The sequence below is a fragment of the Methylobacterium sp. Leaf104 genome, assembly GCF_001422885.1.
Classification (GTDB): Bacteria; Pseudomonadota; Alphaproteobacteria; order Rhizobiales; family Beijerinckiaceae; genus Methylobacterium.
Genome location: NZ_LMMZ01000007.1, coordinates 1 through 21,384, shown reverse-complemented (window position 1 = coordinate 21,384; position 21,384 = coordinate 1). Strand labels below are relative to the sequence as shown.

Genomic DNA, 21,384 nt, shown 5'->3' with positions numbered 1-21,384 from the left:
GACCCTCGAACCTTCGTGCGGATCAGGGCTAATGAAAGCGTAATCACGCGCGACCCCGATGCCGGTGATCGTCCGTTTGGGCAGAAATCGAGACGGGTCCTGCGCCCGATCATCGGTCGGAGCGGAGTTGTCGCGCCGAACCCGGTCGGACCCGGAAGTCGAGGATCGACCCCGGTCCAGTTCAGGCCGGGTGAAGGGAGAGCTCCGTGCAAGACCGAGGACCGACGCGCTCGGTCCGCTTCGGAGGGGGCCGAAACGCCCATCGCTCCCCGGGCGGTCCGGCCCGGGGAGCGATGTCCTGGCGGCGCGGTGAAATCTGCCGCGCGGCCCTCGGGATCAGGCGCGGCTGACGCTGGCCGGGGTGATCTCGGAGAGCTTCGTGGCGCCGACCTGGCGCATGATCGTCTCGAACTCGCGCTGCATGATCGCCAGGACCGCCGTGACGCCGGGCTCGCCGAAGGCGGCCAGACCCCAGACGTAGGGACGCCCGATGCAGACCGCGTTGGCGCCCAGCGCCAGGGCCTTGATCACGTCGGTGCCGCGTCGGAAGCCGCCGTCGATGAGGACGGGCACCTTGCCGTTGACCGCCTGGACCACCTCCGGCAGCGCGTCGATCGTCGCCTCGAGGCTCTCCTCGGCGCGGCCGCCGTGATTCGACACGATCAGGGCGTCGACGCCGTAATCGAGGGCCTTCTTGGCGTCCTCGTGGGTGACGATGCCCTTGAGGACGAGCTTGCCCTTCACGATGCCGCGCAGGCGCTTCACGTAGTCCCAGGTCATGCCGGTGCCGTAGAGGTTCGTCACCTTCGACACGTCGATGTCGTCGAACATCGGCTTGCGGCTAACCTCGTTCTTAAAGCCGGGCGTATGGCAATCCGAGCAGTTGCGGGTGTCCATCCGCCGCTCGCGGAACAGCGTCTCGGTGTTGCGGCCGCCCTGGCGGTCGACGGTGAGCACGATCGCGGGGGCGCCGGCTTTCTCGGCCCGCTTCACCAGCGCTTCGGTCACGGCCCAGTCGTCGGTGGGGTACAGCATGTACCAGACCGGGGCGCCGCGCTCCTTGATGACGTCCTCGATCGAGGTGCTGCCCACCGTGGACAGGATCATCTGGTGACCCTTGACCTTGGCGCCGCGCGCCACGGCCGACTCGGCCTCGGGGTGGAAGGCTCCCTGGCTGCTCACCGGGGCCAGGACGATCGGGCTCGCCCAGGTCTCCCCGAAGATCTTCACCGTGGTGTCGATCTTGCGCACGTCGATGAGGCGGCGGGCACGGATGCGGATCTTCTCGAAGCCGTCGCGGTTGGCCTTGAGGGTCTCGTCGCCGTCGACGCCGCTGGCGAGGTAGCCGTAATGGGCCGGGGGCAGGGCCTTCTTCGCGGCCGGCTCGAAGTCGAAGACGTTCAGCGCCTGGCTCGGGGAATCGATGATCTCGCCGACATTGCCGGGGGATTGGCGCAGGACGTCGTAGCTCTGGGCCATGGCCGAATCGGTGCCGAGGGCCGACAGGCCGGCGAGCGCGCTCACCATCGACGGCGCCACCACGGGGCTGGCCGACAGGAATTCCAGGAACTTGCGGCGATGGAACATTTTTTCAGTCTCAGGACCGGGCTGAGGTTGAAAAGTCTCGGACATGGAACGGGCTCACACAGCAATCTCGCGAAGCCGCCGTCCTGCACCAGAAATGTTGCACTGCGCAAGATCGCAGCGCGGATCTATAGTTCTACAGTTTCGGACGCGAACCACCCGATATAATTCCGGCCCGACTTTTATAATGAGAATAAGATGACGGGAGGCCGGCGTAGACAGATCCTCACAGTGGAGAGGTCTGCACGGGACTGCATGCTGCATTGCACCCAGCGCATTATGGTCACGCTTCACGCGCCCCAGGATGGCCCGGTTCAGCCGTCCCGAGGATCGACGGCGGCCCCGGCCGGGCCGCGATAGCCCGAAGCCAGGACGTAGAGTTCGCTCGAATCGGCCCGGCTGGCGTTCGGCTTCACGTGGCGCACGCTGGCGAAGTCGCGCTTCAGGTCGGCCAGCAGGGTCCCCTCGGTTCCGCCCTGGAACACCTTGGCGAGGTAGGAGCCGCCCGGCGCCAGGATCTCGCGGGCGAATTCCGCCGCCGTCTCGGCGAGGCCGATGATGCGCAGGTGGTCGGTCTGCTTGTGTCCGGTGGTGTTGGCGGCCATGTCGGACAGGACGAGGTCGGCCGGCCCGCCGAGGAGGTCGGTGAGCAGCTTCGGGGCTTCCGGGGCGAGGAAGTCGAGGGTGATGAAGTCGACGCCGACCATGGGCTCGATCTCGAGAAGGTCGATGCCGACGATCTTGCCGCTGGCGCCGACGATCTTGGCCGCCACCTGCGACCAGCCGCCGGGGGCCGCCCCGAGGTCGACGATGCGCTGGCCGGGCTTCAGGAGCTTGAAGCGCTCGTCGATCTCGATGAGCTTGAAGGCCGCGCGCGAGCGGTAGCCCTCGCGCTTGGCCCGGGCCACGTAGGGATCGTTGAGCTGGCGCTCGAGCCAGCGCTTCTGGGAAGCGGTGCGGCCCCGCCCCGTCTTGACCCGCTGCTTGAGTTCGCCGCGCAGACCCGCGCCGGCACCACGCCTGTCACTCACCGGTAGCTCCCACGGCGCCAGACGCCGTCCTCACGCATCATGTTCATCAGGAGACCCTCGCGCAGGCCGCGATCGGCGATGCGCAGGCGGTCGGAGGGAAACGCCCGGCGGATCGCCTCCAGGATGGCGCAGCCCGCGAGCACGAGGTCCGCCCGGTCGCGCCCGATGCACGGATTGTCCGCGCGCTGCTCGAGCCGGGTGTCGAGGAGGTCGTCGATGGCCTCGCCGACATCGGCGTCGCTCATCCACAGACCGTCGACCCGCCGGCGCTCGTAGCGGGCGAGACGCAGGTGCATCGCCGCCAGCGTCGTCACCGTACCGGAGGTGCCGAGCAGGTGGAAGTGCCGGGCATTGGCGGCGGGCGCGGCCCGGATCGCGAAGCGCGCCAGCAGGTCGGCCACCTCCTCGACCATGCCCTCGAAGGTCAGGCGCGTGACGTCGGAGCCGCCGTGCCGCTCGGCCAGGGTGACGACGCCCACCGGCAGGGAATCCCAGGCCCGGATGCGCAGGGTCGGGTCGGCGGACGGGTTGGTCGCCGCCCCGTCGAGCCAGGCGATCTCGGTGGAACCGCCGCCGATGTCGAAGATCACCACCGATTCGGAATAGGGGTCGGCCAGGGCGGCGCAGCCCGTCACCGCGAGGTAGGCCTCGGTCTGGCGGTCGACGATCTCGAGGTCGAGCCCGACCTCGTCGCGGACGCGCTCGACGAACTCGGCCCCGTTCACCGCGAGGCGGCAGGCCTCGGTGGCGATGATCTTCGCCCGCACGACGCCGCGGGCCTGCATCTTGGCCTTACAGACCCGCAGAGCCTCGATGGTCCGCTCGATCGCCGCCTCGCTGAGCCGGTCGGAACTGCCGAGGCCCTCGCCGAGGCGCACGATGCGCGAGAACGCGTCGATGACCCGGAAGCCGTGAGCGGCCGGCTCCGCCACCAGCAGGCGGCAATTGTTGGTCCCGAGGTCGAGGGCGGCATAGGCGCTGCGCCGGCTGGCGCGCCCCGGGGTTCCCGGCGCGTCGGCGCGCGAGGCGGGGGCCGGTGACGGCGTCTTCCCACCGCTCGGGCGGGCCGGCATGGTCGCGGCGCTCTCTTCCCTCATCGGCCGAGCCGAAATCCCCGATCGTGGTCCCAGGCGGAGAGCCGGACCAACACGTCCCCGGGACGCTACAGGTCTCCCCGGCAAACTGCAAAGCCTCGATCACGAGGGCGCGTGGATCGGGGATGATTTCGGCCGCCCGAACGGAGCGGCCGGCGGGTCAGCCGAGCTTGCCGGCGGCGGCCATGCGCGGCACCGGCCTGAGCAGGCTCTTGACCTGCGAGAACGGGCGGGGCCGGTTGATCACCTCGTCGAGGCGCGACCAGAGGGTCTTGGGCGAGAACGGCTTGGCGATGATCTCGTTGACGCCGAGCGAGATCGCCCGGTCCACCACGTTCCGGCGGGGCTGCGCCAGCATCAGGATGATCGGGACGGTCGGCGACGGCGAGGTGGTGGGGGTCCGGGCGAGGCGGATGAACTCCTCGCCGGAGAGGATGGCCAGGTCCCAGTCGATGATGGTCAGGTCCGGCTTGCTCTCGGCCAGGACGCCGAGGGCCTCGGCCCCGTCCGGCGCCTCCAGGACCCGCTTGATGCCGACGCGCATCAGCATGTCGCGCACGATGCGGCGGATATAGAGGCTCTCGTCGACCACGAGTGCCGAGAGGTCCGGAAAGCTCGGAGTGGCGATCATCGATGCGGCGTCGGGCCCGGCGAGTCGGGGCGAGCGTGCCCCGCCGGCACCCTACCTCCCCGGGGCTTTGCGCTTTGCTAACGTCGGCCAGCAAATCGACTCGATCGCGCCCGGCGGAAACTGCTCAAATGGCAGGCACGGGGTGGGCCGCCCACGCGGCTGCGCGAAAAAGCTACGCATTTTGCCGCAGGAAAGTTACGGAACTCTCGCCAAGCGGGACAGAAGCATCTTGCGATCAAGGCGGCTTTCAGTCAGGACTAAGGCGTTATTCTTGGTCACCGCTGCTGGGAGTAATGATAGGGCGGAGCGTGGGCTGTCTGGGATGGCGCGCACGCGGTTATCGAAACTGATGGTCGGCGGACGGTTTTTGCGAGCTTTCTATGGGACGTGGTCGTGATTTTCGGGGGCCGCAGAAGCGCGGCTTCGATGAGGGTGGAGCCGAGCCGCGTTGGCCGGATCAGGCTCCCCCGAGCGGCGGTGGCTACGGTGGCGGTTTCGGCGGTGGCGGCGGTTTCGACCGTGGTCCGTCGCGCGCCGCCGCGGCACCCTCTGGGCCGGAGCGCGATGCGACGGTCAAGTGGTTCAACAAGGAGAAAGGCTTCGGTTTCGTCGAGCTGGCTGACGGCTCGGGCGATGCCTTCCTCCACATCCGCGCCGTCGAAGCAGCTGGCCATGCCGACCTTCTCCCCGGCACGCGCCTGACGGTCCACACCGCGCAGGGCCAGAAGGGTCCGCAGGTGACGGACGTCACCAGCGTCGACACCTCCACGGCCGAGGCCGCTCCCATGCGCGACGCGCGTCCGCCCCGCAGCGGCGGCTTCGGCGGCGGCGACCGCTTCGGCGGTGGCGGCGGTTACGGTGGTGGCGGCGGTGGCTACGGCGACCGCGGCGGTGATCGTGGCGGCGGCCGCTTCGCCAGCGGTCCGTCCACCGAGATGACCGGCACCGTGAAGTGGTACGACCCGGCCAAGGGCTTCGGCTTCGTCTCCGTCAACGACGGCGGCAAGGACGTGTTCGTGCACCGCTCCGCCCTCTCCCGCGCCGGCCTCGACTCCCTGGCCGAAGGCCAGCAGGTCGTCCTCGGCGTCGTCGAGGGTCAGAAGGGTCGCGAGGCCCAGAGCATCAACGTCGACGATTGATCGTCCCGGGGCTGGCCGCGCTGCGGCCACCTTTCACGGCATGACTGAAACGGCGGCCCCCACCGGGCCGCCGTTTCACGTTTCGAGACCTGACTTGCCTTCGGAGATTGCGATGCGGACCGCCCTCCTCGCGCTGATCGGCCTCGCCGGCCTGGCGATGCAGCTCCCGGCCTCGGCCGAGGACTTCACCGGCTTCTATGCCGGCGTGAATGCGGGCTACGGCTTCGAGACCGGTGGACGCGACAAGCGCGGCTTCGTGCCCGGCCTGCCGGGCGACGAGTCGGGAACCGCCGCCGAGACCGGACTTCCGCCGAGCGCGCGGGATGCGTCCCGCGCCCTGCAGTCGCGCAACCGGGCGTCTCAAGGGGCCGGCGCCGTCACCCGCTGACATCCCGCGCATCCGCCCCGGCCGTACGAACCCGCAACGAGAAAGGGCCGCCCTCGCGGGCGGCCCTGTCGTATCGTCGCCGGTGATCCGTGGGGATCAGCGCGAATAGAACTCGATCACGAGGTTCGGTTCCATCTGGACCGGGTAGGGAACCTCGCCGAGATTCGGCACGCGGGTGACGCGGGCGGTCATCTTGGAGTGATCCACCTCGATGTAATCGGGCACGTCGCGCTCAGGGAGCTGCGCGGCCACGACCACGATCTCGAGCTGCTTCGACGAATCCTTGACCTCGATCAGGTCTCCCGGCTTCACGAGGTAGCTGGCGATGTTCACGCGCTGGCCGTTGACCTTGACGTGGCCGTGATTGACGAACTGACGCGCCGCGAACGGAGTCGGAACGAACTTCGCGCGGTACACGACGGCGTCGAGGCGGCGCTCGAGCAGGCCGATCAGGTTCTCGCCGGAATCGCCGCGCAGGCGGATCGCCTCTGCGTAGTAGCGGCGGAACTGCTTCTCGGTGATGTTGGCGTAGTAGCCCTTGAGCTTCTGCTTGGCGCGCAGCTGCGTGCCGAAGTCGGACATCTTGCCCTTGCGGCGTTGGCCGTGCTGGCCGGGGCCGTACTCGCGGCGATTGACGGGGCTCTTCGGGCGGCCCCAGATGTTCTGCCCCATGCGGCGATCGAGCTTGTGCTTCGCCTGAATGCGTTTTGACATCGCGGTTCCTCTCGCAATGGAGATCTATCGAGGAACGCGCCCTCCTCTCTTCGCCCCCGGCCTCGGTCGGGGACGGAGCGACAGGACGGACATTGCCGCCCACGGGTGCGCTGGAAAATGCTTCGGGGCCCCTCGTCGGAGCCCTGTCACCGGCGCCTCGTTAGAGCAGGTCGACCTCCGCGTCAATGCCGAGCCGGCTCGGTTCAGACCGACGCTGCCGGGCGGATCGGCCCCGAGCGGGTCAGGCGCGGTTCGCGGTAGGTCATCGCCGCGTGCCGCGCGCTCGGGTGGTGGACCTTGGAGGGCCGGCCCTCGGCGCGCATGCGCGCGTCCGCCGCCGCCCAGGACGGCAGGTCCGCCGCGTCCTGGACCCAGTGAACGATCGAGGCCTCATCGCACCAGTGGACCAGGCGCGGCATGGCACGCCGATGCGCGCCCGCCAGGATGTAGGCGCGCATGCTGGCCTCGTCGGTCCAGGCCGTCATGGTCCAGAAGGTCCAGCTCCGGTCCGGCAGCAGCGCCCCACCTATGAAGCCCGGGGCCGCCCGAACCTGGTTGCGGGTCCGGACGGCGTGGAGCGCGAAGCCGGGCAGGAAGCGCAGCGCGCGGATGCGCAGGCGGGTGACGCTGATGAACGGCATGGTGGGTTCGTTCGCCCCGGAAATTCTTGCGCCCGCGCAGATGTCGCGCACCTGCGCAGACCTGGAGGCCGGGCGCCAGCGCCGCGTCGGCTATTGCAGGCCCAGCGGCATGCCCTCCACCGCGATTCCGTCGATGCCGCGCGCGGCCAGGGAGCGGCGTAGCGACGGGGTCAGGCCGGATCCGCCGGTGAAGGCCCCCTGCACCGGAGCGGAGGCCGGGGCGCTGCGATCGACGGGTCCGAGGAGCTGGATCACCCGCCGGGCGATGGCCGGGGCGGGGTCGATCCAGGTCACGGGCCAGGGAGCGAGCGTCTGGAAGCGGGCGAGCAGCAGGGGATAGTGCGTACAGGCGAGGCAGATCACGTCGGTGCGCCGGCCGTCTTCGAGGGTGACGAAGCAGGGCGCGATCTCGCGGGCCAAGGCGTCGTCGTCCACGGGCAGGCCGGCAAGCTCGGCCTCCGCGAATCCGGCGAGGTTCGGGGCGCCCACCAGGGTGACGGCGCAGGCGCTCGCGTAGGATTCGATGAGTTCGTGGGTATAGGCGCGGGCCACGGTGCCGGGCGTCGCCAGCAGGCTGACGACCCGCGAGCGGGTCGCTTCGGCCGCCGGCTTGATCGGCGGTACGACGCCGACGAACGGCGTCGCGAAGCGCTGGCGCAGGGCGGGAAGCACCAGGGTCGAGGCGGTGTTGCAGGCCACCACCACGAGATCCGGCGCATGCAGGCCGATCAGGCGCTCCATGACGCCGAGCACCCGGTCGATTAGCACCGGCTCCGCCAGGCGGCCATAGGGAAAAGCGGCGTCGTCGGCGGCATAGACGTAAGCGGCATCCGGCCGGGCGCGCCGGACCTGCTCCAGCACCGTCAGGCCGCCCAGCCCGGAATCGAACACCAGGATGGTCGGCGCCGGCGCGACGCTCCGTGCCACGGCCGCCGTGGTCGCTCCTGCCATGAGATCGATCCGCATCCGAGTCCGGCCCGACTGTCCCGCGTGAACGGCGAAGTGTCGGCCCCGGAGGGTTAAGGGGAGGTCACCGTGGCCGGAAAAAGGCGATCGATCCGCCGGTCCGAGCGTGGCCGCGACGAACGACCCCGATGCGCCTCCGTTGCCGAATGCGCGCGCGGCCATATCTCCTCCTGACGTTCGAGTCCGAACCTTCAAGTCTGGGAGTGGTCGCCATGGCAGCGACGGCAGCGTTTCGCGAGACCCTTGAGGCGGAGCCCGGCCGATCCGCGTTCCCGCCCCCGCCCCTCTCGGCCAGACCCGTCGACCGTGCAGCCTGGATCGCGGCTTTCCACCATGTCCGTGACGAGACCGAGCGCCGCGCCGGGCCACTCTCTCCGGAGGACCAGCAGGTCCAGTCGATGGCGGATGCCAGTCCGACCAAGTGGCACCGCGCGCACACGACCTGGTTCTTCGAGCAGTTCCTGCTGCGCGAGCACCTGCCGGGCTACGCCATCTACGACGAGCGACTGCACTACCTGTTCAATTCCTACTACGTCGCCGCCGGCCCGCGTCAGCCGCGGATCCTGCGCGGCCTGATCACCCGCCCGACGGCGGACGAGGTCGCCGCCTATCGCGCGCATGTGGACCGGTCCGTCGACGCCCTGCTGAGCCAAGCTTCGGCGAGCGCCCTCGAAGCGGTCCTCCCAGTTCTCGAGATCGGGCTCTATCACGAGCAGCAGCACCAGGAATTGCTGGTCACCGACATCCTGCACGCCTTCGCGCAGAACCCGCTCGGACCGGCCTACGACGCGGACTGGCGCTTTCCGCAGGCACAGGGCGCGACGGGCCGCACCGACCTGCGCCGCGGCATCGCGCTCATCGGCCACGACGGCGAGGGCTTCTCCTTCGACAACGAATCGCCCCGGCACGACGCGCTCATCCAGGGCGGCACCATCGACCGGGCCCTGGTGACCAATGCGCAGTGGCTCGAATTCATGGCCGATGGTGGTTATGCGCGGCCCGAACTCTGGCTCTCTGACGGCTGGATCGCGGCCCAGGCCGAGGGCTGGCAGGCGCCGGGCTACTGGCGCGAGGCCGATCACGGCTGGGCGAGCATGACGCTCGCGGGGATCCGCCCGGTCGATCCGGCGCTTCCCGTCACCCATATCAGCTACTACGAGGCCGACGCCTATGCCCGCTGGGCCGGGCGCGACCTGCCCACGGAGTTCGAGTGGGAGGTGGCAGCGCGCGCGGGCGATCTCCCCGACGCCTTCGGACTGGTCTGGCAATGGACCCGAAGCGCCTACACGGCCTACCCGGGCTACCGCCCGGTGGACGGGGCGCTCGGCGAGTACAACGGCAAGTTCATGTCCAACCAGTTCGTCCTGCGCGGCTCCTCGGTGGCGACGCCGCAGGGCCATGCGCGGGTCGGCTACCGCAACTTCTTCTACCCGCACCAGCGCTGGCAGTTCACGGGCCTGCGCCTGTCGGACGCCCGGTCCTGATCCTCGAATCGTCGCGCACCCGGAGACGTCCCTTGACCATCAACCCCGTCTTCACGGACGCGACCCCGATCGCCGCCATCGACGCCGAGCGTCAGTTCCTGGACGACGTGCTGGCCGGCCTCTCGGCGCCGCAGAAGTACCTTTCGGCGAAGTATTTCTACGACGCGGCGGGTTCGGATCTGTTCGAGGCGATCACCCGGCAGCCGGAATACTACCCGACGCGTACGGAACTCGGCATCCTCGAGGCGCAGGGCGCGTCCATCGCCGCCACCCTGCCGGCAGGGGCCAACCTCGTCGAACTCGGCAGCGGCTCGACGGTCAAGGTCCGGCGCCTGATGGTGCACCGGCCGGATCTGGCCGCCTACGTCCCGGTCGACGTCTCGGAGAGTTTTCTCCTGCGCGAGGCCGAAGCCCTGGCCCGTGACTTCCCGAACCTGACGATCGCTCCGGTGGCGGCCGATTTCACGCGCGCCTTCACCCTGCCCGACGGCCTGTCGGACGGCCCGGTGGCCGGGTTCTTCCCGGGCTCGACCATCGGCAATTTCGAGCCGCCGCAGGCGACCCGGCTGCTGGCCCATTTCGGGCGTGTGCTCGGTGCGGGCGCCGCCCTGATCATCGGCGTCGATCTCGTGAAGGCGAAGGTCGTGCTCGATGCGGCCTATGACGACGCGGCCGGCGTGACGGCGGCCTTCAACCGCAATCTTCTCGTGCGGATGCGCCGGGAACTCGGCGCCGAGGTCGACCTCGACGCCTTCGCCCACCGCGCGTTCTTCAACGCCGAGGCCTCCCGCATCGAGATGCATCTCGTCAGCCTGAAGGCCCAGACGATCCGAATCGCCGATCGCGTGATCGCCTTCGCCGAGGGCGAGACGATCCACACCGAGAACAGCTACAAATACACGGTCGAAGGCTTCCGCGCCCTGGCGCAAGAAGCCGGATGGAGCGCCGAGGCGGTCTGGACCGATCCCGACCGGCTGTTCTCGATCCACGCCCTGCGGCGGTGCTGACGGATCAGCTCCGCTTCTCCATCATCGCCTTGACCTGCATCAGCTGGTCCCAGAGCTGGCCCGGCGAGGTTCCGAGGAAGTCGAGGCCGGCGGTCACGCCCCAGTAGATCCCAACGACGATCACCGGGACGAGGATCCAGCCCAGGATCTCCTCACCGCGCCGGCGCCGCCTGCGCCGCAGGCGGCGCTGCTCGCGGGCCGTGAGCTTCGGGGCCGGCGGCTGCTTGGTCGCGATGGGCGTGAGGGGTCCCTCCTGCAAGTCGTTCATCGGGGACGCCCCTCCTCAACCGATCTCAGCGTTGGGGAGGCGTATCCGGCCAGTCTCTCGCAGTGCCCGCTCTCCGTTCCCGCGCTTGCTAACCATCCGGCGACCGCGTGTCGACCGCCCGATGTCGTTTTCCGCACCCTCAAGACGTGACGAACCGGCCCCTCCCCCACGGGCGGGGCCGGTTCGACGGATCGCGATCAGGCCTTGACCAGCGGCACCTTCGGAACGGTTCGGACGCCACCGGAGCCGCCGCTCGGGCCGCCCTTGTCGTCGCGCTTGTCGTTCGTCTTGCGTGCGCCGGCCTTGGCCTTCGTGCGCTTGTGCTTCTTGGCCGCGTTGGCCACGTCCTTCTCGGGCTTGGGCGTGACCGGGCCGGCCGGGAACTCGAAGCCGAGTCCGTCCTTCTCCGCGCCCTCGCCCTTGCGCAGGACCACCCGCACCGCGCCGCCATCCTTGAGCCGCCCGAACAGGACCTCGTCGGCCAGCGGGGTCTTGATGGTCGACTGGATCAGGCGGGCCATCGGCCGGGCGCCCATCGCGTCGTCGTAGCCGTTCTCGGTCAGCCACTCGCGCGCCTCGTCGGAGAGCTCGATGGTGACGTTGCGGTCGGCGAGCTGCGCCTCGAGCTGGAGGACGAACTTGTCGACCACCTTCGCCACCACGTCCTTCGGCAGGTGGCCGAAGGAGATGATCGCGTCGAGACGGTTGCGGAATTCCGGCGCGAACAGCTTGTTGATCGCCTCGACGTCGTCGCCCGTGCGCTTGGCCTGGGTGAAGCCGTAGGCCGAGCGCGCGAGGTCGGAGGCGCCCGCATTCGTGGTCATGATGATGATCACGTTGCGGAAATCGACCTGCTTGCCGTTGTGGTCGGTCAGCTTGCCATGATCCATGACCTGCAGCAGGATGTTGAACAGGTCCGGATGCGCCTTCTCGATCTCGTCGAGCAGCAGCACGCAATGCGGGTGCTGGTCGATGCCGTCGGTGAGCAGGCCGCCCTGATCGAACCCGACATAGCCGGGCGGCGCGCCGATGAGGCGGCTGACCGTGTGCCGCTCCATGTACTCCGACATGTCGAAGCGCAGCATCTCGACGCCGAGGGACGCGGCGAGCTGCTTGGCGGCCTCGGTCTTGCCGACGCCGGTCGGACCCGCGAACAGGTACGAGCCGATCGGCTTGTCCGGATCGCGCAGGCCGGCCCGGGCGAGCTTGATCGCCGAGGTCAGCGCCTCGATAGCGTTGGGCTGGCCGTAGACCACGCGCTTGAGGTTCTCGGTCAGGTTCTTGAGAACCACCGCGTCGTCCTTCGAGACGGTCTTCGGCGGGATGCGGGCCATCGTGGCGATGGTGGCCTCGATTTCCTTGACACCGATGGTGCGCTTGCGGCGCGCCTCCGGCACCAGCATCTGCGAGGCGCCGGTCTCGTCGATGACGTCGATCGCCTTGTCCGGCAGCTTGCGGTCGTTGATGTAGCGCGCCGACAGCTCGACCGCGGCCTTCACGGCCTCGGTGGTGTACTTGAGCTTGTGGAACTCCTCGAAATACGGCTTCAGGCCCTTCACGATCTCGATCGCATCGGGGATCGACGGCTCGTTGACGTCGATCTTCTGGAAGCGGCGCACCAGGGCGCGGTCCTTCTCGAAGTACTGACGGTATTCCTTGTAGGTGGTCGAGCCGATGCAGCGCAGAGAGCCGTTGGCCAGCGCGGGCTTGAGCAGGTTCGAGGCGTCCATTGCCCCGCCGGAGGTGGCACCGGCACCGATCACCGTGTGGATCTCGTCGATGAAGAGCACCGCGTTCGGATGCGCCTCGATCTCCTTCATCACCTGCTTCAGGCGCTCCTCGAAGTCGCCGCGGTAGCGGGTGCCCGCCAGCAGGGTGCCCATGTCGAGGGAGAACACCGTGGCCTCGATGAGGACCTCGGGAACCTCCTTGTTGATGATCTTGCGGGCCAGGCCCTCGGCGATGGCGGTCTTGCCGACGCCGGGCTCTCCCACGAGGAGCGGGTTGTTCTTCTGGCGGCGGCACAGGATCTGGATCGTGCGCTGCACCTCGGCCTCGCGGCCGATCAGCGGGTCGATCCGGCCGTCGCGGGCCTTCTTGTTGAGGTTGACGCAATAGGCGTCGAGGGCATCGCCCTTCTTCTTGGTGCGGCCCTCGCCCTCGTCGCCGCTCGGGCGCTCGGAGGCGGATTCCTCGTCGGCCCCGCGCACAGGCTTGGCCTCGGAGGCGCCGGGGCGCTTGGCGATGCCGTGGCTGATGTAGTTGACCGCATCGTAGCGCGTCATGTCCTGCTCCTGCAGGAAGTACGCGGCATGGCTCTCGCGCTCGGCGAAGATCGCCACCAGCACGTTCGCGCCGGTGACCTCCTCGCGCCCGGAGGACTGCACGTGGATCACGGCGCGCTGGATGACGCGCTGGAAACCGGCCGTCGGCTTGGCATCCTGGCGGCCGTCCCCGATGAGGTTCGACAGTTCGGTGTCGACGTACTCCACGAGGGCGCGCTTGAGGGTGTCGACCTCGACGTTGCAGGCCCGCATGACGGCCGCCGCGTCCTGATCGTCCACGAGGGCGAGCAGGAGATGCTCCAGCGTCGCATATTCGTGCCGGCGCTCGCCGGCGAGCGCCAGGGCGCGGTGGAGAGCTTGTTCTAGGCTGCGAGAGAAGCTGGGCAAAGCGTGGCCTCTGTGTGGGGTGCCTATTTCTTTTCCATAACGCACTGGAGAGGATGTTGGTGTTTGCGGGCGAAGTCCATGACCTGCGTCACCTTGGTCTCCGCAACTTCGTACGTGAAGATGCCGCACTCGCCGACACCGTTGTGGTGCACGTGCATCATGATCTGAAACGCGGCTTCCTGCGACTTGTTGAAGAATTTTTCGACGACGTGAACGACGAATTCTTGCGGTGTGTAGTCGTCGTTCAGCAAGAGAACCCGGTAGAGGCTCGGTCGCTTGGTCTTCGGCTTGGTGCGGGTGATGATGGCGGTCCCGGAACGTCCGTCATCCGCACCACCCGGTTCGCGCGGCTCGTCCGCCGCCCGCACATCCGTGCGGTGACGGTAATGCGGGAAGGTTTCGGGGCCGCCCGCGCGCGAGGATTCGCTGCCCCGTATCAGGACGTCGGTCATCTGAATTGCATCGACCCCTTGGTGCGGCATGCTGCTCGTTGGCTGCTCATCCGCGGGTCGCGCCGGCGAGGCGCGCTCGCATCGCCGGTAATCTATAGGGCGTTCGGCCGCTTCGCCAGTCGGCTGCGCGCACTTGTCCGAGACCGTCACGGTCCGGGTCCGCGCTGGTCGCCGAGCGCGTAGCCGCGAACGGTCGGCGTGAAAACGGAAACGGCCCCGTGCGATGGCTCGCACGAGGCCGACTGGGAGGCTTCGAGGCCGGGTCCGCGAGCGGAGCCCTCCGCTTGCGGAACGCCGGGTGTCAGGCGGCCTTCTGCTCGGCCGCGGGGAAGCCCGGGAGCTTCGGGAAGGACTTCAGGTCGAAGGCCTTGGGATCGAAGAACGTCTTGGGGTCGAAGAACGCCTTCGAGTCGAAGAAGGTTTTCATGTCGAAGGGAGCCTTGGCCTGCAGCGGCGCGCCGATCTCCTGGGCGAGGCCCTGATACAGATCGGTCATCACCTTGGCCTGGCTCTGGAAGCGCTCGTAGAAGGCCTTCAGGTAGTCGGCCTGGATCTCGAGGGCGGACTGGAGCGTGCGGGCGGCGGCCAGCTTCTTCATCGCTTCGGCGCCGGCGCTGTAGGATTCCTTGGCGAAATCGGCCATCTCGATGCCGGCGGTCTGGTTGGTCTTGGCGAGCGACGAGACGCTCTTCATCACGGTGGCGAGACCGGTCTTGTTCATCTCGGCGGCCTTCTCGTAAACTTGGCTCATCTGATGATCCTTTCGCCCCGATGGGGCTTACCCTGACGTGTCGGGCAGATGCCCGCGAGGCCGGATGCGGCCCGTATCGCCTATGTGTGCGATGCAATATGGAACGTCAAGCGATATATTGCACTGCACCATGCCGATCGATTTCGAGAATCGGTCGCATGGCATTAACCGGGCCGTAACTGCGTCCACCTAGCCTGATTGACAGATGTTGCGGGGTTACGGCGGCACGGCCGCACACCCCGCCGAGATGTTGCGGTGCAAGCCGGCCCGCGGGCCGTGCATGTCGAGGCAGTGAGTCGTGATGCGTAGCCATACTCCCCGCGTCGGCCGGGTGCCCGCCCTGTCGGCCGCGATCGCGGCGGCCGCCGTCCTGGCCGCCCTCGCCTCCCCGGCCGAGGCGCGGCGCGGCCACCATCACCGCGGTGGCGGCGGTGGCGGCTACAACCCGCCCTATGCCGCCATGGTGGTGGACGTGAAGACCGGCAAGACGCTGCACGCGATCAACGAGGATTCGCTGCGCCACCCGGCCTCGATCACCAAGGTGATGACCCTCTACATGCTGTTCGAGCAGCTGGAGCGCGGGCGCTACACCCTCGAGTCGCCCCTCACCATCTCGTCCTTCGCTGCCTCCCAGGCCCCCTCGAAGCTCGGCCTGCGCCCGGGATCCACCATCGAGGTCGAGGACGCCATCAAGGCGATCGTGACCAAGTCGGCCAACGACGTGGCCTGCGCCATCGGCGAGAACATCGCCGGCTCGGAGTCCCGCTTCGCCGAGATGATGACGCAGAAGGCCAAGGCGCTCGGCATGAGCCGCACCCACTACGCCAATGCGTCCGGCCTGCCGGATGCCGACCAGATCACCACGGCGCGGGACCTGACGATCCTCGCCCGGGCGATCCAGGATCGCTTTCCGCGCTACTACAAGTATTTCCAGACCCGCTCCTTCGCGTTCCGCGGCCGGGTCATCGGCAATCACAACCGTCTCCTCGGCAACGTCCAGGGCGTGGACGGGATCAAGACCGGCTACACCCGGGATTCCGGCTTCAACCTGATGACGGCGGCCAGGCTCGACGACCGGCAGATCGTGGCGATCGTGCTCGGCGGAAAGTCCGGCGCCAGCCGCGACCGCATCATGGCCGACCTCGTCCGCCAGTCCCTGCCCCGCGCCTATGCCGGCTCCCGCCAGACCCCCGCGACCACCGAGGTCGCCGAGCGCGCCCGCCCCGCCGTGGTCGCCGACGGCGCTTCGCGGACCCGGACCCAGGTCGCCTCCGCCGATGACGAGGCGGACGTGGAGACCACGGCCTCGACCCTGCGGGCCGGGCAGCCCCTGGACATCTCGCCCAACCGCTCCGCCACCACGACGCCCGGCAGCGCCGGCATGAAGTGGCGCTCCGGTGCCCTCCCGGCGTCGGCGCAGGCCTATGCGCCGTCGAACGGCCAGGCCGCGTTCCCGGCCGGCGGCAAGACCGACGCCCGCCTCGCCTCCGTCGATGGCCCGCGCACCGAAGGTCCGAAGCCGGTGGCCGGTGCGCGGATCACGCCCACGGCCTGGGTCATCCAGCTCGGCGCTATGGACGACGAGGACAAGGCGAAGTCCATGCTCTCCGACGCACGCAGCCGGGCCGGCGGCGCGCTGGCCAAGGCCTCGCCCTACACCGTGAAGGTCGAGCACGGCGGCGCCACGCTGTTCCGCGCCCGCTTCTCCGGCTTCGCCGAGCAGGACACCGCGCAGGACGCCTGCAACGCCCTGAAGCGCAACGGCTTCAACTGTTTCGCCACCCGCAGCTGAGTTCGCGCTGACGGCTTGGCAAGGGACCGGAGCCGCCCGCGGGCGGGCCGGCACAGCACAGCTACGCCCGGTTCGTATCGCCGGACGTCCGCACCCTCGACATTCCCTGTCTGGCAACGCGCGTGGAGTATCAGCGATGTCGGTTGTTAAGCCTGTCACGGGCCGCGTTGACGCGGGCCGCCTGCTCGGCCGTGCCTCCCTGGTCGGGGTGCAGCCGCTTCATCAGCGTCCGATGAGCCGCGCGGACCTGCTCCAGGGACGCCCCGCGCTCAAGCCCCAGGATCTCATAGGCCTCCTGCTCCGTCATCGCCCCTGGATACGCCGCGCGGCGCGGCCCCGGGTCGGAATCTCCCTGAGCGTCTACACGCCAGGCGGGATGCCGGCGGTCGAGATACGCCTCTAGGCGCCGCGTCGTTTCCGCGTCGCGTCCGAACAGGGCGACCAGGGCGGGCAGCGGGATCACCGAGAGGGGCTGTCCCGCATAGGGTCCCGCAAGGGCAATTCCCTCTCCGACCCCGTCGAAGCGGATGGTCGCGCCCGTGAGGCGGGCTGGATCGAAGCGGGCGGCAAAGGCCCGGCCCCGGCTCCGAAGACCGTCCGAGCCTTCGAGCAACCAGACGGCACCCCCGCCGAACAGGATCGCGAGTTCGACGCGGCCCCGCACCAGGAACAGGCCCGCCCCCGCGAGAGCGGCGTAGCCTCCGACCCGGCGCAGGACGCGCGTGGTCAGAGCGGGATGGCGAAGCCAAAGGTTCCGCCCGAACCACCAGATCAGGAGAAGCGCGACCGCACCGGCGAGGAACGTCACCGGCCGGTGCCGTATTCGGCGCTCACCCGGCCTCCGACCCGCAGCGTCACCCCGCCGAGGTCGCGAAAGCCCTGCGCGTCCGATGCCGCCGGTCGCGCGCGGGCGGTCCCGCAGCCGGGGCGCCGCGGAAGCCGGACGCCCTCCGGTGCGTTCTCCGGGCAGAGATGCGGCGGGGTCCGCTCGGCCGCGCCGGCGGCGAGGGCGCCGGCGAGCCAGAGCAGGACGACGGGGGGAGAGCGGTGCCGGGCCATGGATCGCCTTCGCTGATCGATGCGCCGCTTTAGCGAGCGCGGCGCGCCGTGACGAGGGGGCGGGCTCAGAGCCGGCTCTCCGCCACGTCGGTGGTGGTCAGGCGGACCCGGCGCGTGCGCCCGTCGCGCTCCACGGTGAGATCGATCGAGGCGCCGAGGCCGGCAGCCTCCATGGCGGCCGTGAGATCGGCGAGGCGGTGCACCGGCCGGTCTCCGGCGCCCACGATGATGTCCCCGATCTCGCCGGTCTGCGGATCGACCCCGCGCAGGCCGGCCGCGGCGGCGGGCGAGCCGCGCAGGACGCGCAGGACGACGACCCCGTCGATGCCGAGGCGAGCCGCGGTGGCCTCCTGCCCCGCGATGATGCCGATGCCGGGATTGCGCGTCCGGCCGTTGCGGATCAGCTCGGGCACGACGCGGTTCACGACGTCGACGGGGATCGCGAAGCCGATCCCGGCGCTGGCCCCGGAGGGCGAGAAGATCGCGGTGTTGACGCCGATGAGCCGCCCGGCGGAATCGAGGAGGGGGCCGCCGGAATTGCCCGGGTTGATCGCCGCATCGGTCTGGATCACGCCCGAGAGCTCGCGGCCCGCGCTGGTGGGCAGGCGCCGCTGCAGCGCGCTGATCACGCCGGTGGTCAGGGTGTGGTCGAGGCCGAAGGGGTTGCCGATGGCGAAGGCCGACTGGCCGACCTTGAGGTCGGCGGAGGTGCCGACCGCCAGGGGCTGCAGCGGGGCGGTCGTCCGGCCGAGGCGGATGACCGCGAGGTCATAGCTCGGCGCCGCGCCGACGAGGCTCGCCGAGACGACCTCGCCCGAGGACAGGCGCACCGCGATGGAGCCGCCGCCCTGGGCGGCCGCCGCGACCACGTGGTTGTTGGTGACGATGTGCCCGGCCGCGTCCCAGAGGAATCCCGTTCCGGTCTGCGAGCCACCGCCCTGCTCGCCGTTCTCGCTGTCGACCCCCATCAGGGCCCGCCCCTGCGCCGCCGCCTGGACGAAGACGTGGACCACCGACGGGCTGGCGCGGGCGAAGAGGTCCACGGTCGCCGTCTCGGCGGGCGCGAGGTCGCCCCGGGCGGTGACCGCCCGCGGGCTCTCGGCCGAGAACAGGAAGCCGGTCAGGTAGGGCTGTGCCACGAACAGCGCGAGCAGGATGAGGGCCGCCCCGGCGGCCCAGCGCAGGAAGCGATCCGCCGGCCGCGGCGGATACCGATCGGGCATGTGTCATCCTCTTCACCATGCTGCGAAAACCGCATCGCCTCGCAGGTCCATTAACTGGGCGGTGACCCAATGCCCTTCAACTGGATGGGTGGCGTGACGGATCAGGGTGCGACAGCACACGGAAGCCGGACGCGACCAAAGATAAACATCGGCTCGATATTGTCAGCCGAAGCGACAAAACAGAACGAGAGGGCGTCCAAAAGCAGCCATATTCTGCGCGCTGATCAGCAACGGCGCGCTTTATGTGAGGGAGGGAGCGTTCTGGCCGGAATGAGCTTTTCATTCTTGCCTGATTTGACCTCAAAGCTGCCTTAGAGATGCTTCCATTCACCCGGATAGACGTCCCGCAGCAAATGTTCAGGTTCGAGGTCGTACAGACTTCTGGCCGGACATCCGGCATCGCGGGGAACGACCCTCACGATTGAAGGAATCGAGACCTATGGAAACCCAAGCCCTGGAACGCCCCGCCGATCTCACGATCTGGCGCACCGCTCCGGTCCCGGCGCCCCTCGCGCAGCCCGCCCGCTACCGCACCCTGCGCGAGGCGATCGAGGCCGCGGCCGGCGCCCTGTCCGATCCGGCCAAGCAGCCCTGGATCATCACCGAGGATGGCGAGGTCCTCTCGCCGAACTGGATCCGCACCTACCTGAACTGAGCCCGTCGGCGCTTTCGCGCCCGTCGTCCCGCGAGCCGACCGCCGCCCCGTGCGCGGCCGGCCCGCGCGCCGCTTCGCGGCGCATGATCGATCCCTGCGGCACCACGCCGAGCCTTCGCTCCGCGACTCCCACATCGCGTGCAGATCCGTAGCCTCCCCTGCCCCATCCTGACGCGCCCGCATTCCAGCGATGTTCTCGGAGCCAGCCTCACGGCGTTGGCTGGCCCCATCGCCGCCGTGACGCGCCGGACACCGGACGAAAAAAAGGCCGCTCCGAAGAGCGGCCCGAAGTCTAGGGAGGAAACGCCCAAGAAGGGCTGCTGAACCGCGACGCCATCGCGGTCCCGCAATGCACAATCTAAAGTGCGCCGCACAAAATGCAAGGGCTTTGAACGTCGTTCAACGCAGATTCTCGCCGCGGCGTGTCACGTCTCCCGCGGCGGCGCCTCGTCCCTAGTGCTCGCTCAGGAGCTGCGCGATCTCGGCCTTGAGGGCATCGGACAGGTCCTTGCGCTCGAGGGCGTAGGCGATGTTGGCCGTCAGGAAGCCGAGCTTGGAGCCGGTGTCGTAGGTCCGGCCCTGGTAGTGCATGCCGAAGAAGGCCTGGTCCTTGGCGAGCTTGATCATGGCATCGGTGAGCTGAATCTCTCCGCCGGCACCGGTCTCGCCGTGCGCGAGAATGTCGAAGATCTCGGGCTGGAGGATGTAGCGGCCCGAGATGATGAAGTTCGATGGCGCCGTGCCGGCCTTCGGCTTCTCCACCATGCCGTTGATCTCGAAGGTCTGGCCGAAGGTCTGGCCGACGCCGACGATGCCGTACTGGTGCGTCTCCTCGGGCTTGACCTCCTCGACCGCGATGACGTTGCCGCCGTGGCGCTCGTAGGCGGAGAGCATCTGCTGCATGCAGCCCCGGCTCAGCATGTCGGGCAGCAGGACCGCGAAGGGTTCGTCGCCGACGATCTCGCGGGCGCACCACACCGCGTGGCCGAGGCCGAGGGGCGCCTGCTGCCGGGTGAAGCTGGTCTGGCCGGCCGCCGGCAGGTCGCGCTTCAGGGCCTCGTAGGCCTCGGTCTTGCCCCGCTCCTGCAGCATCCGGTCGAGCTCGAAGGCGACGTCGAAGTGATCCTCGATCACCGCCTTGCCGCGTCCCGTCACGAAGATGAAGTGCTCGATCCCCGCTTCCCGAGCCTCGTCGACGACGTGCTGCACGACGGGACGGTCGACGACGGTGAGCATCTCCTTCGGAACCGCCTTCGTGGCCGGAAGGAAACGGGTGCCCAAGCCGGCAACGGGCAGGACGGCTTTGCGAATCGGTTTCATCAAGCGGGACCCGGTAGCGAGGATAGGGTGAGGAGAACCTCGAATGGATTGACGTCGCCCCGCTACAACCTCCACTGACAGAGGTGATCGAGGCGTCGCCGCTACGGGCATAACCGACAAGCTCGATTTCCGATATATCGTCGGTGAGACGTTTGGGGAGAAGGTGTCATGGCGGTTCTTGTCACGGGCGGGGCGGGCTATATCGGCAGCCACATGGTCCTGGCACTTCTCGACGCCGGACACGAAGAGGTCGTCGTGCTCGACGACCTCTCGACCGGGTTCGACTGGGCGCTCCCTCCCGAAGTCAAGCTCGTCGTCGGCGATGTCGCGGACCAGTCTCTGGTCACGGAGCCGGACACGAAGAGGTCGTCGTGCTCGACGCCCTCTCGACCGGGTTCGACTGGGCGCTCCCTCCCGAAGTCAAGCTCGTCGTCGGCGATGTCGCGGACCAGTCTCTGGTCACGGACCGGCCGGCCCCGCGGCTCTTCGCCCGTGGGAGATTCATCTTCTCTC

General features: G+C 68.9%; 21 protein-coding genes and 1 pseudogene. 7 read left to right on the top strand and 15 right to left on the bottom strand.

Annotation, left to right across the window (positions count from 1 at the left end):
- Positions 1 to 336 precede the first annotated feature (336 nt).
- The 4 genes from ASF49_RS08035 to ASF49_RS08020 form a co-directional block, all read right to left on the bottom strand.
- A complete protein-coding gene (locus tag ASF49_RS08035) occupies positions 337 to 1,587 on the bottom strand; it encodes an alpha-hydroxy acid oxidase (protein WP_056470421.1) in 1,251 nt (416 codons plus the stop codon).
- 311 nt (positions 1,588 to 1,898) lie between these two features.
- The gene (locus tag ASF49_RS08030; RefSeq protein WP_056470417.1) at positions 1,899 to 2,615 is read right to left on the bottom strand and encodes an RlmE family RNA methyltransferase; all 717 of its coding nucleotides are present in this window, start codon (positions 2,613 to 2,615) and stop codon (positions 1,899 to 1,901) included.
- Positions 2,612 to 3,712 (bottom strand): Ppx/GppA phosphatase family protein, encoded by a 1,101-nt coding sequence (locus ASF49_RS08025; RefSeq protein WP_056470413.1) that lies wholly within the window; start codon positions 3,710 to 3,712, stop codon positions 2,612 to 2,614. Before ASF49_RS08025 ends, ASF49_RS08030 begins: the two co-directional genes overlap by 4 nt.
- Before the next feature lie 157 nt (positions 3,713 to 3,869).
- Entirely contained in the window at positions 3,870 to 4,340 is a 471-nt protein-coding gene (locus ASF49_RS08020; protein ID WP_056189093.1) for a response regulator, read from the bottom strand.
- 380 nt (positions 4,341 to 4,720) lie between these two features.
- Here ASF49_RS08020 and ASF49_RS24700 point away from each other — a divergent pair, with 380 nt between their 5' ends.
- The gene (locus tag ASF49_RS24700) at positions 4,721 to 5,479 is read left to right on the top strand and encodes a cold-shock protein (protein WP_056470410.1); all 759 of its coding nucleotides are present in this window, start codon (positions 4,721 to 4,723) and stop codon (positions 5,477 to 5,479) included.
- A gap of 112 nt (positions 5,480 to 5,591) precedes the next feature.
- Complete coding sequence (locus ASF49_RS08010; RefSeq protein ID WP_056470408.1) at positions 5,592 to 5,867, top strand: hypothetical protein; 276 nt, start codon at positions 5,592 to 5,594, stop codon at positions 5,865 to 5,867.
- A gap of 96 nt (positions 5,868 to 5,963) precedes the next feature.
- On the opposite strand, the gene rpsD is transcribed toward ASF49_RS08010, so the two are convergent.
- The 3 genes from rpsD to murI all read right to left on the bottom strand — a co-directional run bounded on the left by rpsD (position 5,964) and on the right by murI (position 8,188).
- The gene (rpsD, locus tag ASF49_RS08005; RefSeq protein WP_056189104.1) at positions 5,964 to 6,581 is read right to left on the bottom strand and encodes a 30S ribosomal protein S4; all 618 of its coding nucleotides are present in this window, start codon (positions 6,579 to 6,581) and stop codon (positions 5,964 to 5,966) included.
- A gap of 203 nt (positions 6,582 to 6,784) precedes the next feature.
- On the bottom strand, positions 6,785 to 7,222 hold the full coding sequence (locus tag ASF49_RS08000; RefSeq protein WP_056470406.1) for a DUF3291 domain-containing protein: 438 nt from the start codon (positions 7,220 to 7,222) through the stop codon (positions 6,785 to 6,787).
- A 90-nt stretch (positions 7,223 to 7,312) separates the two neighbouring features.
- Entirely contained in the window at positions 7,313 to 8,188 is an 876-nt protein-coding gene (gene murI, locus ASF49_RS07995) for a glutamate racemase (RefSeq protein WP_056470404.1), read from the bottom strand.
- A 212-nt stretch (positions 8,189 to 8,400) separates the two neighbouring features.
- On the opposite strand from murI, the gene egtB reads away from it, so the two are divergent.
- Both egtB and egtD read left to right on the top strand, forming a co-directional pair.
- On the top strand, positions 8,401 to 9,672 hold the full coding sequence (gene egtB / locus ASF49_RS07990; RefSeq protein WP_056470402.1) for an ergothioneine biosynthesis protein EgtB: 1,272 nt from the start codon (positions 8,401 to 8,403) through the stop codon (positions 9,670 to 9,672).
- Between the two features lie 32 nt (positions 9,673 to 9,704).
- Entirely contained in the window at positions 9,705 to 10,679 is a 975-nt protein-coding gene (gene egtD / locus ASF49_RS07985; RefSeq protein ID WP_056470400.1) for an L-histidine N(alpha)-methyltransferase, read from the top strand.
- A gap of 4 nt (positions 10,680 to 10,683) precedes the next feature.
- Here the strand turns inward: egtD and ASF49_RS07980 are convergent, their stop codons facing one another.
- The 4 genes from ASF49_RS07980 to ASF49_RS07965 form a co-directional block, all read right to left on the bottom strand.
- Entirely contained in the window at positions 10,684 to 10,947 is a 264-nt protein-coding gene (locus ASF49_RS07980; RefSeq protein ID WP_056470395.1) for a hypothetical protein, read from the bottom strand.
- Positions 10,948 to 11,144: 197 nt separating this feature from the next.
- Positions 11,145 to 13,619 carry an ATP-dependent Clp protease ATP-binding subunit ClpA gene (gene clpA / locus ASF49_RS07975; RefSeq protein ID WP_056470392.1) on the bottom strand — a complete coding sequence of 825 codons (2,475 nt, stop codon included), beginning with the start codon at positions 13,617 to 13,619 and terminating at the stop codon, positions 11,145 to 11,147.
- Positions 13,620 to 13,642: 23 nt separating this feature from the next.
- A complete protein-coding gene (gene clpS, locus ASF49_RS07970; RefSeq protein ID WP_243214876.1) occupies positions 13,643 to 14,071 on the bottom strand; it encodes an ATP-dependent Clp protease adapter ClpS in 429 nt (142 codons plus the stop codon).
- A gap of 301 nt (positions 14,072 to 14,372) precedes the next feature.
- Complete coding sequence (locus ASF49_RS07965) at positions 14,373 to 14,822, bottom strand: phasin family protein (RefSeq protein WP_082510995.1); 450 nt, start codon at positions 14,820 to 14,822, stop codon at positions 14,373 to 14,375.
- Between the two features lie 301 nt (positions 14,823 to 15,123).
- On the opposite strand from ASF49_RS07965, the gene ASF49_RS07960 reads away from it, so the two are divergent.
- Complete coding sequence (locus ASF49_RS07960) at positions 15,124 to 16,614, top strand: D-alanyl-D-alanine carboxypeptidase (protein WP_056470391.1); 1,491 nt, start codon at positions 15,124 to 15,126, stop codon at positions 16,612 to 16,614.
- A gap of 130 nt (positions 16,615 to 16,744) precedes the next feature.
- Here ASF49_RS07960 and ASF49_RS07955 read toward each other — a convergent pair whose 3' ends face one another.
- The 3 genes from ASF49_RS07955 to ASF49_RS07945 form a co-directional block, all read right to left on the bottom strand.
- On the bottom strand, positions 16,745 to 17,422 hold the full coding sequence (locus ASF49_RS07955) for a J domain-containing protein (RefSeq protein ID WP_056470388.1): 678 nt from the start codon (positions 17,420 to 17,422) through the stop codon (positions 16,745 to 16,747).
- Positions 17,419 to 17,673, bottom strand: coding sequence for a hypothetical protein (locus ASF49_RS07950; RefSeq protein ID WP_056470385.1), 255 nt, complete (start codon positions 17,671 to 17,673; stop codon positions 17,419 to 17,421). Before ASF49_RS07950 ends, ASF49_RS07955 begins: the two co-directional genes overlap by 4 nt.
- Before the next feature lie 65 nt (positions 17,674 to 17,738).
- Entirely contained in the window at positions 17,739 to 18,896 is a 1,158-nt protein-coding gene (locus tag ASF49_RS07945) for a S1C family serine protease (protein ID WP_056470379.1), read from the bottom strand.
- 439 nt (positions 18,897 to 19,335) lie between these two features.
- Between ASF49_RS07945 and ASF49_RS07940 the strand changes: the two genes are divergently transcribed.
- The gene (locus tag ASF49_RS07940) at positions 19,336 to 19,551 is read left to right on the top strand and encodes a hypothetical protein (protein ID WP_055953370.1); all 216 of its coding nucleotides are present in this window, start codon (positions 19,336 to 19,338) and stop codon (positions 19,549 to 19,551) included.
- 453 nt (positions 19,552 to 20,004) lie between these two features.
- Here the strand turns inward: ASF49_RS07940 and galU are convergent, their stop codons facing one another.
- Entirely contained in the window at positions 20,005 to 20,871 is an 867-nt protein-coding gene (galU, locus tag ASF49_RS07935) for a UTP--glucose-1-phosphate uridylyltransferase GalU (RefSeq protein WP_056470571.1), read from the bottom strand.
- A 168-nt stretch (positions 20,872 to 21,039) separates the two neighbouring features.
- On the opposite strand from galU, the pseudogene ASF49_RS22975 reads away from it, so the two are divergent.
- Positions 21,040 to 21,222, top strand: a pseudogene (locus ASF49_RS22975) (NAD-dependent epimerase/dehydratase family protein); the annotation flags it as partial.
- Between the last annotated feature and the right edge of the window lie 162 nt (positions 21,223 to 21,384).